At 54.6% G+C, this 16,932-nt stretch carries 17 protein-coding genes; 10 read left to right on the top strand and 7 right to left on the bottom strand.

Annotated elements, in window-relative coordinates; genetic code table 11:
* Positions 1 to 37: 37 nt before the first annotated feature.
* Both ACQGQ5_RS11865 and ACQGQ5_RS11860 read left to right on the top strand, forming a co-directional pair.
* Positions 38 to 742: a FadR/GntR family transcriptional regulator gene (locus tag ACQGQ5_RS11865; protein WP_455736712.1), complete on the top strand. Its 705-nt coding sequence runs from the start codon at positions 38 to 40 to the stop codon at positions 740 to 742.
* A gap of 202 nt (positions 743 to 944) precedes the next feature.
* The gene (locus tag ACQGQ5_RS11860; RefSeq protein WP_455736711.1) at positions 945 to 1,832 is read left to right on the top strand and encodes a dihydrodipicolinate synthase family protein; all 888 of its coding nucleotides are present in this window, start codon (positions 945 to 947) and stop codon (positions 1,830 to 1,832) included.
* Positions 1,833 to 2,079: 247 nt separating this feature from the next.
* Here ACQGQ5_RS11860 and ACQGQ5_RS11855 read toward each other — a convergent pair whose 3' ends face one another.
* Both ACQGQ5_RS11855 and ACQGQ5_RS11850 read right to left on the bottom strand, forming a co-directional pair.
* Positions 2,080 to 3,162 carry an iron-containing alcohol dehydrogenase gene (locus tag ACQGQ5_RS11855; RefSeq protein ID WP_455736710.1) on the bottom strand — a complete coding sequence of 361 codons (1,083 nt, stop codon included), beginning with the start codon at positions 3,160 to 3,162 and terminating at the stop codon, positions 2,080 to 2,082.
* A 140-nt stretch (positions 3,163 to 3,302) separates the two neighbouring features.
* Complete coding sequence (locus ACQGQ5_RS11850; RefSeq protein ID WP_455736709.1) at positions 3,303 to 4,034, bottom strand: FadR/GntR family transcriptional regulator; 732 nt, start codon at positions 4,032 to 4,034, stop codon at positions 3,303 to 3,305.
* A 331-nt stretch (positions 4,035 to 4,365) separates the two neighbouring features.
* Here ACQGQ5_RS11850 and ACQGQ5_RS11845 point away from each other — a divergent pair, with 331 nt between their 5' ends.
* The 8 genes from ACQGQ5_RS11845 to ACQGQ5_RS11810 all read left to right on the top strand — a co-directional run bounded on the left by ACQGQ5_RS11845 (position 4,366) and on the right by ACQGQ5_RS11810 (position 11,190).
* A complete protein-coding gene (locus tag ACQGQ5_RS11845; protein WP_455736708.1) occupies positions 4,366 to 5,616 on the top strand; it encodes an ABC transporter substrate-binding protein in 1,251 nt (416 codons plus the stop codon).
* Positions 5,617 to 5,670: 54 nt separating this feature from the next.
* Positions 5,671 to 6,579 carry a branched-chain amino acid ABC transporter permease gene (locus tag ACQGQ5_RS11840; protein WP_455736707.1) on the top strand — a complete coding sequence of 303 codons (909 nt, stop codon included), beginning with the start codon at positions 5,671 to 5,673 and terminating at the stop codon, positions 6,577 to 6,579.
* Positions 6,580 to 6,596: 17 nt separating this feature from the next.
* Entirely contained in the window at positions 6,597 to 7,595 is a 999-nt protein-coding gene (locus tag ACQGQ5_RS11835; RefSeq protein ID WP_455736706.1) for a branched-chain amino acid ABC transporter permease, read from the top strand.
* Complete coding sequence (locus tag ACQGQ5_RS11830; RefSeq protein ID WP_455736705.1) at positions 7,592 to 8,371, top strand: ABC transporter ATP-binding protein; 780 nt, start codon at positions 7,592 to 7,594, stop codon at positions 8,369 to 8,371. The genes ACQGQ5_RS11835 and ACQGQ5_RS11830 overlap by 4 nt, the downstream gene beginning before the upstream one ends.
* A gap of 16 nt (positions 8,372 to 8,387) precedes the next feature.
* Complete coding sequence (locus ACQGQ5_RS11825) at positions 8,388 to 9,098, top strand: ABC transporter ATP-binding protein (protein ID WP_455736704.1); 711 nt, start codon at positions 8,388 to 8,390, stop codon at positions 9,096 to 9,098.
* A gap of 17 nt (positions 9,099 to 9,115) precedes the next feature.
* Positions 9,116 to 9,883: a fumarylacetoacetate hydrolase family protein gene (locus ACQGQ5_RS11820; protein ID WP_455736703.1), complete on the top strand. Its 768-nt coding sequence runs from the start codon at positions 9,116 to 9,118 to the stop codon at positions 9,881 to 9,883.
* A gap of 27 nt (positions 9,884 to 9,910) precedes the next feature.
* Positions 9,911 to 10,636, top strand: a complete 726-nt coding sequence (locus ACQGQ5_RS11815) for a FadR/GntR family transcriptional regulator (protein WP_455736702.1) — start codon at positions 9,911 to 9,913, stop codon at positions 10,634 to 10,636.
* Between the two features lie 74 nt (positions 10,637 to 10,710).
* The gene (locus ACQGQ5_RS11810; protein ID WP_455736701.1) at positions 10,711 to 11,190 is read left to right on the top strand and encodes a hypothetical protein; all 480 of its coding nucleotides are present in this window, start codon (positions 10,711 to 10,713) and stop codon (positions 11,188 to 11,190) included.
* Positions 11,191 to 11,339: 149 nt separating this feature from the next.
* Here the strand turns inward: ACQGQ5_RS11810 and ACQGQ5_RS11805 are convergent, their stop codons facing one another.
* The 5 genes from ACQGQ5_RS11805 to ACQGQ5_RS11785 form a co-directional block, all read right to left on the bottom strand.
* A complete protein-coding gene (locus ACQGQ5_RS11805; RefSeq protein WP_455736700.1) occupies positions 11,340 to 12,329 on the bottom strand; it encodes a Gfo/Idh/MocA family protein in 990 nt (329 codons plus the stop codon).
* A gap of 244 nt (positions 12,330 to 12,573) precedes the next feature.
* Complete coding sequence (locus tag ACQGQ5_RS11800; RefSeq protein ID WP_455736699.1) at positions 12,574 to 13,539, bottom strand: type I phosphomannose isomerase catalytic subunit; 966 nt, start codon at positions 13,537 to 13,539, stop codon at positions 12,574 to 12,576.
* Positions 13,540 to 13,580: 41 nt separating this feature from the next.
* Positions 13,581 to 14,765: a MalY/PatB family protein gene (locus ACQGQ5_RS11795; protein WP_455736698.1), complete on the bottom strand. Its 1,185-nt coding sequence runs from the start codon at positions 14,763 to 14,765 to the stop codon at positions 13,581 to 13,583.
* Positions 14,762 to 15,820: an aminopeptidase gene (ypdE, locus tag ACQGQ5_RS11790; RefSeq protein WP_455736697.1), complete on the bottom strand. Its 1,059-nt coding sequence runs from the start codon at positions 15,818 to 15,820 to the stop codon at positions 14,762 to 14,764. Before ypdE ends, ACQGQ5_RS11795 begins: the two co-directional genes overlap by 4 nt.
* A gap of 3 nt (positions 15,821 to 15,823) precedes the next feature.
* On the bottom strand, positions 15,824 to 16,897 hold the full coding sequence (locus ACQGQ5_RS11785) for a M24 family metallopeptidase (protein ID WP_455736696.1): 1,074 nt from the start codon (positions 16,895 to 16,897) through the stop codon (positions 15,824 to 15,826).
* Between the last annotated feature and the right edge of the window lie 35 nt (positions 16,898 to 16,932).

The raw sequence follows: 16,932 nt of genomic DNA, 5'->3' as shown, positions 1-16,932 counted from the left end.
TTGCATATTCGAAGCTAATGATACGGAGATGCAGCAAATGGAGCAAATCAAAAGAATTTCACTAACGGACACCGTTGTGGACACCATCAAAGAACAGATTATCATGGGAACTTTCAAAGCGGGCGAAAAATTCGCGCCCGAAGCAGTGCTGTGCAAGGAGCTGGACGTCAGCCGCCCGACCCTGCGCGAAGCGTTCAAAGTGCTGGAAGCCATGGGCTACGTGGAGCTGAAATCCGGCAAGGGTTCCTTTGTCGCCGACTGGAAAAAGAAGATCGAAAACAGCAAGCCGCTGTTTGTCGCCAACCGCGCCACCTTTCAGGAATATATCCAGGTCCGTCAGGGCATTGAGCCGATTGCCATGCGCCTTGCGGTAGAAAAGCTGACGGATGAGAAGTACCGGGAGCTGGAAGCGATTCACTCCGCGTTCGTCAGGGCCGTCGACAAAAAGGACGCGGCTCAGCTATTGCTGCTGGACGAGGCTTTCCACGAAGAGATCATGAAGCTGTCGGGCAACAAACTGCTCATCAATATCAGCAAGAGCCTGGTCAACCTGTTCCGCCAGTTCCGCGCTTACACCTTCTCCGACGGCGGAGTCTACAGCAACGCCCTCCCCTACCACACCGAAATTCTCAGGCAGATGAAGGAAAGAAATGTCGAGGGAAGCGTCAACACCCTGATCAGCCACCTGAATACGATCGAATCCGACATGCACGCGCTTTTGGGAACGATGATGTCGGAATAGGCTGCGGCCCGCGGAAAATTATTTCAGCGGCGGTCGATTTTCTCTATTGACAGACTTTGCATAGTAAAGTATAATAACCACAAGATTAATTGTCAGACAATATTACAATCATATTGTTATGCTTGTTGGCTGCCGCTTTCGGCATAAAGCGGGCCAGATCCGTCCGATGTCATGTGATTATGATATTTAGGAGGAAGTTCCAGTGGCAGAGAAGAAGCTCTACGGCATTATCGCTCCGCTCATCACTCCCTTTACAAAAGACGGCGAGCTGGATGAGGCACTTGTTGAAAAGGAAATCAAATTTTTACTGAAAGCGGGCGTTCACGGAATCAGCCCCGGCGGCAGCACCGGCGAAGGAGCCGCTGTGACCGACGAGGAACTGGTCCGCATGATCAAACTGATCCGCTCGATCGACAGGGACATTCCGATTGTGGCCGGAATTATCCGCAACAGCACCAGGGCGGCCGTCCAAGGCGCACTGGCCGCGAAGGCCGCGGGCGCGGACGCGCTGATGGTTACCCCGGTTTCCTATAATGTGCTTGTCCCGGACGACGAAGGCAACTACAGCTTTTACGAGGCTGTTTCCAAGGCGGCGGATTTACCGATCGTCATTTACAACGTCGTCCCTCAGAACACCATTTCCGCCCGCCTGTTCAGCCGTCTGCTCAACATTGAGAATGTGATCGGCATTAAGCAGAGCTGCGGCGGCATAATGGCATTTTACGAAATGAAGATGGTAAACGGCAGCCGCGGCAAAATATTCAGCGCGACGGACGACATGCTGTATTCCACCTTTGAGCTCGGCGCGGACGGCGCTATTTCCGCTATTCTGACCGTATTCCCCCAGATCTGTGTGGAAATGTGGAACGACGTGCAGAACAAAAACAACGCCCATGCTCTGGAGCTGCAGAACAGGATGTACGCCACCTGGCAGGCGATTGCCGGAAACCAGTTCCCCATCCGGATTAAGCACGCCCTCCGTCTGCTGGGCAGGAACCCCGGATATCCCCGTTCCCCGATCACCCATATTGCGGAGCAGGATCAGAAAAAAATTGAAACCTCTCTCAGAGAAGCCGGTTTTATCCAGTGATCCCACTCCCGGCGCAGTCCTTGCAAAATCTCCCCGTTCCATCTTGATCCCCGGATCGATCCTCTTCTGATTGATTCATAAAGCTCGCCTTTCGCATCCCGTGACCACGGCTTCGGCCATCCGTCATCCGATGCGGGGTGAGCTTTTTCACATGCCCCGTACCGCGGGCGGAACGTAAAACATCCCTCCCGGTAAACGGAAGGGATGTTCAATGCGTCGGAAAAACGGTTCAGACCTGACCGGCGGGTTACAGCATATATTTCAGGTTGGCGCGGATCGCCCCGCGGAGCTTCAGATCGTCTTTGTCGGTGGCGTTCAGGATATAATCCGTCAGCTTTTCCAAAGTCGCGGCGTCCGTGGAAATTCCGATTTCTTCCAAAGTGACCGGAACATGGATGCTTGCCAGGAATTTTTTGATCGCTTCGATCTCCTCCTGCGGAACCCCGTTGACCCCCAACTGAAGGGGGATCCCAAGGCCGACCAGCTCTCCGTGCAGATACCGGCGGCGGACCTCCTTATACATGCAGCAGACCGCGTCGTAAAAGTTATGGGCAAGGGCCAGCTGCTTGCCGCCGGTGGAAAGGTTGGAAACCAGCCCGGTAAGCATGATGTTGCAGCAAACGATGTCCTCGACCAGATCGCAGTGTTCCTTGTTTACGAAGGCCTCATAGGCCTTTTGCGCCTTTTCCAGATAGTTGTCGTAGGTGTATTTCGCAACGACCGTCGCGGCGTCGGTATTGGCGCGGTTGTTGGCGGTTCCCAGCCGGATCATGGTAAACATGATTTCCGGGTTCTTTGCCATTGCGTCCGCGATGCCGGAGGCGAAATAGCGCGGCGGGCAGTCGTCCTGGACGATCTCCAGATCGACAATGACCGCGCTGACCTCATGGTGCATAAACCGGCTTCCGTTGACCGACCCGTTTTCATTGTAAGCGACATAAAGGACGGCGTAGGAGGCGCAGGTGGCGGCGGAAGTGGGGACCGTAATGATCTTCACGTCCGTCAGGTCGCTGGCGGCTTTTGCAATGTCTATGGTTTTGCCGCCGCCCACACCGATGATAACGTCGGCGCCGCTCACGCGGACCTCCTGAGCGATCTGTTCAAAGCTTGCATCCACCGCCGGCCCGTCAAATGCCTTTACCGCATAGTCGACCCCGGCCTGCTGCAGCTTCGTTCCCATTTTCTTCATTACCTTGGCCAGCGTGGTTTCATCGCCTAAAATATAGGCTTTCCGACCGAGGGACGAAGCTTCGGCGCCGATTTCGTCCAAAGCGCCGTAATACTGCAGGTACCGCCCCGCGCCAAGTTGGATCGCTTCCCGATTATTCATAAATCCGTACTCCTTCTGTATTGTAACATTGTTCGTTGAGCATACTGACTGATATCAGACAATCTATGATTATAAAAATAATAGCATCAATCCCGGGAAATTTCAACCCTTTTGTGAAAACAGGATCGATAAATTCGGATTTATTTGTTAAAAGCCTCGTGCGCGGCCTCCGGATTGTCCCCCTGCACCAGCAGGGACATGTCTTCCAGCGCGATCAGGATGTGCGCTTCCATTGCTTTGGAAGCTTCGTCGGGATCGTGCCTGACCAGTGCCTGGATGATATCCTGGTGGGGCTTCACGGCGTGCGTGCGGTTTTCCGGAATGGAATACGAGTGGGCGCGGTAGGATCTGAGCGCATCGGAAATCTGCGCGTTAATGGTGATAAACAGCGGATTGTGCGAGCCTTTCGCGATCCCGTTGTGAAAATATTCGTCGTACATAATGATTTGGTTGATCTGTCCGGTATGAACGGCCTGCACAAAATTTTCCTGGATTTCCATCAGGCCGGCCAGCTCGCTGTCCGTCATATTTGTGGCGCAGAGCTTCGCCATCATCTGCTCCACCGCAAGGCGTACCTCCATGATGTCCGCAATTTTATAATTGTTCACAGAAAACCAGTTTTTCGCAATGCTGGCGGTAATGTCGCGCGGCTGAGCGACAAACGCGCCTCTTCCGTGCTGAATGTCCACATACCCCATTGCCTGCAGAATGCGCAGGGCCTCCCGAATAGTGGAACGACCCACCTGAAGCTGCTGGCTCAGTCCGTTTTCGGAAGGAAGCTTATCCCCGGAAGAATAGTTCCCGGTAATAATATATTCTTTTATGGCTTCGACCACTTTGTCCGTGATGGAAACCTTTGTGATTGGCTGCATACGGCAGAACACTCCTCTCAATATACAGGAAACATATTTGAAACAATTATAAAATGTTTGAAAGAAAAAAGCAACTAAGAACTTCATAATCTTAGGCCAAATTTGAACCTTTTGTCGGATCTCCTTACAGATGATTTCAAAATATTGCACATAAAAAAAATAAAAGATGAAAAATAAATATATAATTAACTTAAAAACACTCTTGACAGATGGAATTTACTCTCGTATAATACATATGTTATCAGACAATCATATGATTTTATGATCTTACAAATCTGCATGAAGGTCTTCGCGAATCCCATTCAGTATTATTTTAGGAGGAGAAAAAACAATGAAAAAGGTCGAAACCATGAGTGCACACGGGACAACCACCATCGGCAAGAGTTGGTTCAGAAAGATCACGGCTTTGGTAATGGCATTATGTTTGACATTTTCCTATGGGTGCGCGGGCAATTCACCGTCATCGGACGCTTCCGGCAGCCCGAGTACGGCAAATTCCGCTTCGGGGCAGAAGTTTGACGGAAAAATCACCATCGGCGTTTCCGCGGGTATCACCGGAAGCATTCCGATGGCGGGCGAAAGAACGCTGCAGGGTGTAAAAATGGCGGTTGAGGAGATCAACGCCAAGGGCGGCGTGCTGGGCAAGGAGCTGGCGATTGAGGTCGCGGACGACCAGTCCAATCAGAGCGTCGTTATCAACGCCGTCAACAAATTGGCCAGCAACCCCGACGTAGTCGCCATTATCGGGCCCCATCTGAGCGGCAGCGTCATGGCGGCCAGCGACACCCTGAAAAAGGCGAAGGTTCCGTTCCTGTCACAGGGAACCAGCCCGAAGCTGAGGAAGATCGGCAACGAGTATTTATTTAAAATCAGGCCCTGCGACGCGATTTCCGCGGAAGTCGCCGCCAAATACGCGGTGGAGGATCTGGGCGCCAAGAAGGTCGGCATCTCCTACAACAACAACGACTTCGGCGTGGGCGGCAAAGGGGTTATTGAAGAATACCTTACCAAAGTCGGCGTCCCCTTTGTTTCCGAAGGGCACAACTCCGGCGACAAGGACCTGACCGGCCAGATCATGAAGCTGAAAAACGAAAATGTCGACGCCGTGATTTCCTGGACGGACGACGCGGAATCCGCGCTGACAGCGCGTCAGTTCTACGAACTCCACCTGAACAAACCCGTGATTACTTCCACCGCCACCTCCACGCAGCAGGTTCTCGACCTGATCGATGAGAAGGCCGTCGAGGGCTTCTACAGCGTATGCGATTTCGTAATTACCGACCCGTCCGAGGAAGTACAGGATTTTGCCAAACGCTTTAAAGAGAAATACGGGATTGCCCCGGACCAGTACGCGGGCAACAACTACAGCGTCACCTATCTGATTGCGGACGCGATCACCCGCGCCGGCAAAGCCGACAGGGAAGCAATCCGCGAAGCCCTGGCAAGCACCAAAGGATTCCCGGGACTTTCCGGTACATACACAAACGACAGCAACAACGAGTTGATCCACGAGTGCAAGCTGGTTCAGATCAAGAGCAAGGTTCCTCAGGTTATCAAGACGATTTCTGTCGACGTAAAGTAAGTGCAATTCCCGCCTGTTGTTGCATCTTGCGCCGCAGCAACAGGCGGATTTTTTATGACAATATGGAAAGAAGATGAAAAAACAATGATAGAAAGCGTCTTGCAATTAATTGTCAGCGGCGTTGCTATGGGCTTTATTTATGCCCTGGTCGGCATCGAATACACTCTGGTGTGGAATTCAACCGGTCTTCTGAATTTCAGCCATGATAAATTCATCATGCTGAGCGCCTATATCTTTGCGGGTACCTTCGTAATCAGGATGGGCCTTCCCCCCGTGATCGGGGTCATCGCGTCCCTTCTGATGATGTTCCTTTTCGGCGTGCTGGTGGCGGTCGGGATTTTCAATCCCCTGCGCAGCATGGCCTCCCCTATTTTCGCCGTTATGGGCACCGTCGTGCTTGGGCGGATCCTCTCGGAAATGGTGCGCCTGATCTGGGGCCCCATTCCCTTCACCCTTCCGAATTATCTGACGGGAACCTATCAGATCGGAAACATTATTATCGGCCGCGTCAACGTCTGGATCATTGTCATATCGTCTCTGCTGGTCGCCGCGCTGCAGATTTTCTTCAAGACGACCAAAACGGGAAAGGCCATGCGCTGCGTACAGCAGAACAAAAAAGCCGCCACGCTGATGGGCATTGACGTCAGCAAGAACATCGTGTTCACCATCGTGCTCAGCTCCCTGGTATGCGCGGTCATCGGCATGCTCGTCATCCCGCTGTTCACGGTGGACACCGCCATGGCGAATATGATCGGGCTCAAGGGCTTTTCCTCCGGCGTCATCGGCGGCTTCGGCTATCTGCCCGGCGTCATCGCGGGCGGCGTTTTCCTCGGCGTCCTGGAAAATTTCAGCACCATCGTGCTTCCGGCCGTTTACAAGGACTGTGTCGGCTTCGTGCTGATGATCATCTTCCTGCTGGTCCGTCCGTCCGGCATTTTGGGACACCGGAAAAACCTGCGTTAGAAAGGAGCATGCCGGATATGAAAAAAGTTAAAATTGCGCTGATGGCCCTGGCAATGGCTTTGCTCATTGCATTCCCTCTGTTTGACAGCAATCTTTATCACCAGCAGCTGATGAATCAGGTGTTTGTCAATATCATCGTGGTCATGGGCCTGAACTTTATTACCGGTCTGACCGGCCAGATGAATCTGGGCACGGCGGGCATTTTCGCGCTGGGCGCCTACGGCTCCGCGCTGACGTGCACCAAGCTGGGCACCCCGGTCTGGCTCGGCTTCCCGATTGCCATTGTGATCGGCTTCCTGATCGGAAGAGGGCTCGGCTACCCCAGCCTGCGTGTAAAGGGCGTCTATCTGTCGCTGACCACGATCGGCTTCAGCGAGGTCGTCAGGCTGATCCTCACCAACGCCATCGATTTTACGGGAGGCTCCCAGGGCGTTCAGAACATCCCTTTCCTGAATCTGTTCGGGTTTGAATTCAACACGCCGTTTAAAATCTATTACCTCTATTTCGCTCTTACCATTATAATGGCCATCGCGGCGGCAAGAATCGTTTCCTCCAAATGGGGCAGGGTCTTCAAAGCCATCCGCGACAACAGCGACGCGGTGGAAGCGTGCGGAATCGACGTCGCAAACCTGAAAATCCTTGCCTTCACAATGGCGGCCGTCTACGGCTGTATCGGCGGTTTCCTGTATACCCACATGATGGGCTACATCAATCCGACGGCGTTCAATCAGGACCTGTCGGTAAACTACCTTGTTATGATGATGATCGGCGGCATCGGCTCCGTAACGGGAAACATACTGGGCGCCGTCATGGTAACCCTTTTGCCGGAAATCCTGCGCTTTATGCAGAATTATTACTGGCTGATTTTCAGTATTATCACGCTGATTTTCGCAGTGTTCCTGCCGTACGGCATCGTGTCGCTTTTCAAAAAATCGGAAAGGCAGGAAAGGCATTTCGATATATTCCATTCCATTAAGAAAGCCCGGGAAATATGGGGAGGAAGGATCGCCAAATGAAGACAATATTAAGAACTGAAAATGTTGTAAAAAACTTCTCCGGGCTGGTCGCGGTACGCGATTTGTCCTTCGAAATGGCTGAGCGGAACATCCACGCGCTGATCGGGCCGAACGGTTCCGGAAAAACCACGACCATCAACATGATTACCGGCACTTTTCCGGTAACGAGCGGCCGGATTTTCTATGGGGACACCGAAATCAGCGGAATGCCCACCCACCAGATCGCCCGGCTGGGGATCGGAAGGACGTTCCAGAACCTGAAGCTGTTCACCTCCATGACGGTAATGGAAAACCTGATGGTGGGCGGCCACCAGATGATGCCCGCCGGCATTCTCCGCTTTCTGGTCGATCCCGCCAAAAGCAGGCAGGAAGAAAAGCAGGTGGAGGAAAAAGCAAAGCAGGTTCTGGATTTTATCGGCATGTACGACCTGAAGGACGAAAAAGTCTCGTCGCTGCCGTACGGACGCCAGAAAATGACCGAGCTGGGCCGCGCGCTGATGATGGACCCCAAGCTGCTGTTCCTCGACGAGCCCGCGGCCGGACTGAACCCTTCCGAGCGTGTGGAGTTCGTCAATATCATGCTGAAAACCTTCGACCTTGGCATCGACCTGTTCTTGATTGAACACAATATGGACGTCGTCATGAACATTTGCAGCCGGATCACCGTTCTGAACTTCGGTGCAAAAATCGCAGAGGGTACGCCGGATGAAATTAAGAACAACGAGGAAGTCATCAAGGCATATCTGGGCAACAGATACCAGTCCGAGAAAGCCTAAAGGAGGAGGTTGAACCGTGCTAAAAATTAATAAGATTGACGTATTCTACGGGAAAGTACAAGCCCTCTTCGACGTTTCCATGGAGATCAACGACAAAGAGATCGTGTCCATCATCGGCGCCAACGGCGCGGGAAAGTCCACGCTGATGAAAGCGATCGCCGGGCTGAACAAAGCCAGCAGCGGCTCCATCGAATTCATGGGCGAGGAGATCGGCAATGTCCGCGCCCACAAGATCGTTCACAGGGGAATCGTCTATGTGCCGGAAGGCCGCGAGGTTTTCCCCGAAATGTCCGTGCTTGAAAATCTGGAAATGGGCGCATTTAACAGAAAATTCTCCAAAGCGGAGCTGAACAAAAACATCGAGGAATCCTACGCCCTCTTCCCTCGGCTGAAGGAACGCTCCAAGCAGCTGGCGGGCACCCTCAGCGGCGGCGAACAGCAGATGCTGGCCATTTGCAGAGGAATGATGTCCGATCCGAAGCTCATTATGTTCGACGAACCTTCTCTGGGCCTTGCACCGGTTACCGTCAGCGAAATGTTCGACGCGATCGTAAAAATCCACGAGGTCCGCAAAATCCCCGTCATCATCGTAGAGCAGAACGCATTTATGGCCATGTCCATTTCCGACAGGACCTATGTCATGGAAGTGGGCCACATGGTGCAGTGCGGAAACAGCCGGGAGCTGCTGAACAGCCCGACGATCAAAAAAGCGTATCTTGGCGGATAAAGGAAAGATGGTGCATTATGAAACTGATCCGTTACCAGTTTGAAGGAAAAACAGAATTCGGAAGCCTGGAAGAACAGACCGTCCGCCGCCTGAAAGGCGATATCGGGAGCGGCTTTTCCGAAACCGGGGAAACGGTTCCGCTTTGCCGGGTCCGGCTTTTAAGCCCGGTCATGCCGGGAAAGGCAGTCTGCATCGGGCTGAACTACAAGGACCACATTGCGGAATCCGGGGCAAAAACGCCGGAATCGCCGGTCGTATTCCTGAAACCGAGCACTGCGGTGATCGCGCCGCGGCAGGAAATCGAGTATCCCGCCATTTCCTCCCATGTGGATTACGAGGGCGAGCTGGCGATCGTGATCGGGAAAAAGGCAAAACAGGTCGAAAAGGAAAACGCGGCGGAATACATATTGGGATACACCTGCGCAAACGACGTCAGCGCGCGGGACTATCAGCCCGCGGACGGGCAGTGGACCATCGCGAAGGGGTTTGATACCTTTCTGCCGCTGGGCCCCTGTGTTCAGACGCAGGCGGACCCCGCGAATCTGGAAATACGGACCTATCTGAACGGCCGGCTGGTCCAGCACTCCAGCACGTCCCAGCTTCTGTTTCAGCCGTATGAGCTTGTCAGCTACCTTTCGCAGGTCATGACTCTGGAACCGGGGGACGTCGTTCTGACGGGAACCCCCTCCGGCGTAGGACCCATCCGTCCCGGCGACACGGTGGATGTGGAAATCGAACAGATCGGACGGCTGACAAACACAGTGAGAGCCGCCCAAATGCGATAAAAAAACCGGCAGTGAGGGAGTGAGGATATGAAACCGATCCATAAGGTGTCTGTGACTGACCAGACAGTGGAAAAACTGAAAGAGCTGATCCGGACCGAAGGGTACCAGATCGGCGACCGGCTGCCGACACAGGCGGAAATCGGCCTGAGCCTGAACATCGGCCGTTCGGCGGTCCGGGAAGCGATCCGCGTGCTGGAGACGGAAGGAATCGTAGAGGTGCTGTGCGGCAAAGGCGTGTTCATCATCAATCCCGTCGGAAACGAAAAGCAAAACGCCGAGGATTGGTATGAGCAGAATAAAACGAGAATCACCGACTTTGTCAACGTGAGAGGCGCAATGGAGCCGCTGGCGATCAAGCTGGCGATGGACCGGGCGACTTCCGCGGACATGGAAAAAATACGCGAGAAGCTGCTGGCGTTCGAGCGGGCGGTGGAATCGGGCGACCCAAGCGTCATGGAAACAACCGATTATGAATTCCACAAGGCAATTCTGGAGACAAGCCGGAACCAGTTTATCCTGAACATCATGGACAATATCAACTGGCTGCAGCGGGAGCTGCGCCGTGAGTCCTTCAAAAGCCACAGGGAAGGCCTGAACGCGCAGGAAGGACACCGCAAAATGTACGACGCAATGGTAAACGATCAGGTGGAAGCCGCCGTGGAGGAGATGAAAGTCCACGTCGCCAATTCGCGCATCAATTACCTGAAAATGCTGAAGAATCTGCAGCCCGAAAGTATGAAAAAAATGCTGTGACAGAAAAGCCTTATACAGATTGAATGCATCCGGCTTTCGGCAGAACCGGATGAAATAAAAAGGAGAGTTTCGCAATGAAAAAACAGGAAATACAGGATATCGCCCCCGGCCTGGTCAGGGGCGTAGACGTCCAGATGCCCGGGGCCGCGCAGGTTTACCGGGAAAACTGGTTTGAGTGGAGAGCAACGACCCTGCGCGCCGGCATGAAGCAGAGCACACTGGCAGGCGGCGTGCTGAACATCTGGAAGCATACGCCGGTTTTTGCGGAGCTGGAGTACCACGAAGACTGCGAAATGTTCTATTTTGTGCAGGGGACCGCCATCATGCCGTTTGCGGACATCAAGGACGGAAAGATCGACATGGACAGCGTCCAGCTCGTCAGGGTTCCCGCCGGCACGCAAATCGTCATCCATCCCGGCAAGGCCCATTTTATCGCCGTGGCGCAGGACGACACGCCGGTTACGATCATTGTGGCCAGCCCCGCAATGGACGCCCCCCGCCTCAGCCCCGCGGAGCCGCTGGAGGGGATCATCGAAATTGGAAAGCTCCTATAATTGACATACATTTGAAGTCACATCCTCTTCCATGCAAATAAGGAACGACCCCCAAAGCGGACAGACAGCCACTGTCCGCAGAGGGGGTCGTTCCTTTGCCGCCGGAGCGGTTATTTTTCCGGCGGAGCCCAGCCCGCGGAAGCGGACCTTCAAGGCTCCGTCCCCTCGATTCTGTCGATCAGCCGCAGGGTTTTCCGATCCTCCTCAAAGGTATACCGTTCCCTGTTTTTTCCGCCGGTTATTTTATCGACAAAGATCCTGAGCTCCTTCAGATAAGCGTTTTCCGTATTCGTCTCCGCGTATTTTCCCTTTCCGGGCACGCTGGAGCGGATCTCTATTTTCTCCGTCCTTTTTTCCTCTATATTGTATCGGTACAGACTGTCCGGCGTTCCGTCCCAGGTAAGGTGCAGCTTTTCCGAATAGACCAGAAGGTTCCGTTCCGCCTTTCTGGACACCACGTCCACGATCCAGATTCCCTTGTTCCCGTTTCGATGTTCCAGCACAACGAAATAATTATCGGGGTACCCGAGCTCCAGCGAGGAGAGACGATCCTTGAAAACCGTAAGCCGCCTTATTTTCCCAAAGGTATGCAGGACCCACGGCAGTTCCGCCGCAAAAATTTCCCGGCAGGCGTCGGTGCGCGGGTCGCTCACGGAAAAATCGCGGCAGCTTTCCCACGGATGCCAATCCGGCAGGTACCGGCCGACATGGTACCGGTAATTCACCCTTTCCCGCTGCTTCAGAACACAGTCCCTGATTTTTTCGATCTCCCCCCGGTAAAGCAGGGCGGAGGATAAAAACAGCTTGACCCGGTGCTCTTTTGCGGCCCGCAAAATCTCCTCATACCGGTCCGCAAGCAAATTGATTTCACTGAAAATGTGCAGCCCCTTTTCCACGCAGTCCAGAATGACGGCGCCGTGGCTGGCCGGAGAAGTACAGACCAAAGCGGCGTACGGTTTTTCCCGTTCGATCGCCGTGGAGGCATCCGCATAGGCGGGGATATCGAAAAGCGCCTGTGCCTGTGCTCTTCTCTCTTCCCGGATGTCGGCCCCGCACACCGTGATGCCGTCAAAATGATCTAAGAGCAGTCCGATCCTCCTTCTGCCCATGGAGCCCAGACCAATCACCAGAAGCTTCATCGCAAATTTCCTTTCTGCATGCCGGTCGTAAAATCCGCTTCCGCCTAAAACTCGGTTTCTTCGTCTTCCGCTATTCTATAATATATTCCGCCACCTAAAAAATAGAAGCAATTCCCGTGGAGAATGTCGGCGTTTGCGAAATGACCTGAACCCCATATGAAAAGGTAAAAAATCAAAAGAGTATGCAAAACCCGCCGTCGGGAGCAAGTCCCGGCGGCGGGTTTCCATACGGTTCAGGAATCGTTCAGAGCGTGGTAAGCAAAAATTCCAGACTGCCCTTCAGCGTATAACCGCCCATCCCCGCGGGGATAAAGAGGCTGTCTCCCTTTTGAAGCGGAACCGGCGTTTCTTTCCCGCGGCAAAGCGTTCCTTCGCCGGAAACACACAGCAGCGACTGAAAGCTGGAGGTGTCGGCCGCCATTGCCGTTTCGCCGGAAAGCGCAATCCGGGATACGGTAAAATACGGGCAGGACGCGAGCAGCGTTCTGACGCAGTCCCCGTCCCTCACCGGTTCACCCTGCGGCTTCGCCGGGCGGACGGGCCGTTTCAGCCGCGTGACATCCAGCGCCTTGTCCACGTGCAGCGCGCGCGGTTTTCCGTCCGCGCCGACCCTGCCATAATCGTAAATGCGGTAGGTCGTGTTGGAATTCTGCTGGATTTCGGCGAGGACGATCCCAGCGCCGATCGCGTGAAGCGTTCCCGCGTCGATAAAGAACACGTCGCCCGGGTGGACCTCCACTTTATTTAACACTTCCGTCAAGGTCTGATTATGAATTCGCCCGGCGAATTCCTCTTTGCTGATTTCCTTCCGGAAACCGTAGTAAAGATAGGCGCCCGGCTCGTTTTCCAGAATATACCACATTTCCGTCTTACCGTATTCGCCCTCGTGCTCCAGAGCGTATTCGTTGTCGGGATGAACCTGTATGGACAGACGGTCCTGCGCGTCGATCAGCTTAACCAGCACCGGGAACTGCTCAAAACGGCCGCAGTTTGTCCCCAGAATCCCCCGTCCTTCCTGCGCGATCAGGTCCTTCAGCGTCATTCCGTCGAAGATTCCCCCGGAAATCACGGACAGCCCGTCCGGATGGCAGGAGAGCATCCAGCTTTCCGCCAGCTTCTGCGCGGCGCTTTGCTGGCGGTACTCCGTCCTGAGCTTTGTTCCTCCCCAAAGATAATCCTTGCAGGGAGCAATGAGTTTCAGCGGTCCCAAATCAATGACCCCTTTCCGTTGTTGTCCCGGCCTTTTACGCATTACAGAGAAACCCTGCCGACGAATTTTTCCATCCGGGTAAACGCTTCCTTTACGTTTCGGAGCTGCGTTCCCAGATTGATGCGGATATACCCTTCGCCGTTGCCGACAAAATTGTTCCCGCTTTCCACCAGCACGCCCGTTTCCTTTGCAAGGCGGCGGGTAAAGGTGTCGCTGTCCATCCCCGTTTTCCGAATATTCACCCACAGCAGATAGGAGGATTCCATCTCCATGCAGGACAGCCGGGGAATCCGGGTCCCGATGGACTCGCGGGCGTAACGATAATTTTCCCCAAGGTAGCCCATCAGCGCGCGGGTGTATTCCTCGCCCTCGTTGTAACAGGCAATGAGCGCGATGATACCGAACACCGTCGGCGAAGTGATGGAATTTTTCGTCAGCCGGCTGCGGAAGGTTTTGCGCAGCTCGTCATTCTCAATGATGGCGTAAGAGGTTTTCAGGCCACCTAAATTATACTGCTTATTCGGTGAAGATAAAAGGATAACATTTTGAAAAAGTTCCCCGGTTTCAACGGTGGAGGTATAAATCCCGTCAAAAATCAGCCCGCTGTGGACCTCGTCGGCGACGACGACGGTCCCGTATTTCCGGCACAGGGAAATCAGCGTGACCAGCTCTTCCCGGCTCCAGATCCTGCCGGAGGGGTTGTGAGGATTGCAGAGCAGATACAGCTTCGGGCGGTACTGTTTGAGCTGCTCCTCCATTTTTTCAAAATCCATCCGGTAACGGTTGTTTTCCACGACCAGCTCGTTTTCGATCACCTGCGCGCCAAACGCGGCCGCCGCCCGCGCAAAGGGGTCGTAGACCGGCGTGCTGAGCATGACGGAATCGCCCTTCCGACAGAAGGCCTGCACCGTATAGTGCAGAGTGGAAACCGTGCCGTAGCACAGGGTCAGCCATTCCTTTTTCGGGGAAGCGTGATGATGCCGTTCAAAGTAACGGATCACCGCGTCGTAGAATTCTTCATAAACATAGGTATAGCCGAAAACGCCGATGTCCACAGCCTGATGCAGCCTGTTCAGCAGCGGCTCCGGCGCGCGGAAATCCATATCGGCAATCCACATGGGAATATAATCGTCGCCGACCGGACCGAAGTGCTCTTCGATTTTCGCTCTGTCCCATTTGCGGCATTTTTCCGCGTAGCGGTCGGGGAAAAGGTCAAAATCCGTCATGGCTGCCTCCTGTGCGCAAAATCCACGGTAGAAAGGTAAGCGGTCCGGTCCAGACTTTTGATCAGCTCCGTCAGCAGAAGCACCGCGTTGTCCACATCGGCACAGCTGCCGATGGACCACGGGCTGTGGCCGTAGCGAAGCGGGATGCCGAGCACGGCGCACACCGCGCCGTCGCGGGTCAGGTGCGCCTGGCCGCCGTCCGTACCGCCGTTGCTGAACATGTCCTGCTGCAGCGCAACGCCGTTTTGGTCGGCGACCTTCTGAATATGGTTCAAAAGGCGGGAGGAAGGCACCATGGTCTTGTCGTAATGCAGCAGCATGGGACCGTGCCCGATCTGCCGGTTGTTGGTGTGGTCCCTGACCAGCTCGTTTCCCCAGCAGGCGACGTCCAGCACGATCACGATATCGGGCCGAATCCTGTACGCGGAGGTCTTTCCGCCCCTTAATCCCACCTCTTCGCTGGACGTAGCCGCCAGATACAGCTGGTTCGGAAGCGGGGTGTCCGCCAGGCGCTTCAGCGTTTCCGCCATCACGTAGCAGCCGAGCCGGTCGTCAAAGGCCTTGCCCGCGAAGGTGCCGTCGATTCCGTATTCCTGACATTCGCTGCTGAAGGTCACCATATCCCCCGCGCGGATTCCCAGAGAAAGGGCTTCTTCATCGGAAACGGCGCCGATATCGACGACCAGATCCTTCACGTCGCCGTCCGCGTACACGGAATTCAAAACGCCGGGGATTTTACGCCCGGATTCCGTTGTGACCCGGACCCCCTGCATGAATTTGGAGAAGGTGCGGACGCTCCCGACCGGAATGACATGGAGCATACCGATTTTGCTGACGCTTCTGACGAGAAAGCCGACTTCGTCCATATGGGCGCACACCATGACGCGCGGACCCTGCGCGTCCCCCTTCTTATGGAAGATGGCGGAACCCAGCCTGTCGAAATCGACTTCGTCAGCAACACCCTCCAGCTCTTTCAGCAGGATGCTTCTGACCTCGTCCTCGTGCGAGGCGACCGCGTCCGCGTTGCTCAGTTTTTTTACCAGTTCAATATTCATTGCTTACTCCTTATCTGCAACAATCAGCTGCCTGGGCGAGCGGGTCAGCACCCGGGAGCCGTTTTCCGTTACCAGCACATCGTCTTCGATCCGCACGCCGCCCAGCCCCGGCACATAGATGCCCGGCTCCACGGTCACGACCATCCCGGCCTCCATGCGCGCTTCCTCCGTGGGGGAAAGGCGCGGGTCCTCGTGGTCGCTGATGCCCAGCGAATGGCCCAGGTTGTGGCCGAAATACCCGCCGTACCCGGCTTCTTCAATCACCGACCTGGCCGCCCGGTCCGCATCGCAGAAGCGGGAGCCGGCGCGAACGGCTTCTATCCCCTTCTGCTGGGCCTCCCGGACGGTTTCATAGATTTTCCGCAATTCGGGCGCCGGCAGCTTCCCGACCGCGAACGTGCGGGTGATATCGGAGCAGTACTGGCCCACCTTCGCCCCAAAGTCAAGGGTGACAAGGTCGCCGGCTTCCAACTGTTTGGCGCCGGCCTTGGCGTGCGGCATGGAGCCCCTTACGCCGCTGGCGGCAATGGTGTCGAAGGATTCCTTCATCGCGCCGTTTTGCTTCATAAAGTAAACCAGTTCGTTTGCGACTTCGTCCTCGCGCATACCGGCCCTGACAAAGCCGAGAATGTGCGCGTAAGCCTGATCCGCGATGGCGCAGGCTTTCTGTATGGTCTCAATTTCCTGAGCGTCTTTGACCGCCCGGATCGGATTGATATTGACGGGGACCAGCGAAGCGCGGAGCTTCTTTTCCAGCGACCGGTACCGGTCGTAGGACAGGTCGTCGCCTTCAAAACCGACGGTACGGATATTTTCTTCTTCAAGAATCCCGTTGATAAGCAGATCGCAGGTCTTTTCCCCGGTCATCAGAAGGACCTGTGCGTCCCGGTTGTTCTGCCGTACTTCCTCGTAATAGCGCGAATCCACAATCACATATTTCTGCTTCTGCGTAATCAGCACATAGCCCGAGGAGCTGTACAGCCCGGAAAGATAAAATTTGTTGTGGTAAGAGGTGCACAGCATTGCCTGTGCGCTGCAGCCCGCCAGAAGCGCGCGGCATTTTTCAAGTCTGTTCATGTTTTCTCCTGTATGATTTAAGAAAGGAGTACGAA

The organism is Caproiciproducens sp., from assembly GCF_053840905.1.
Note: the sequence above shows the minus strand (reverse complement) of the source record. Positions and strands in the feature narration are given on the sequence as shown.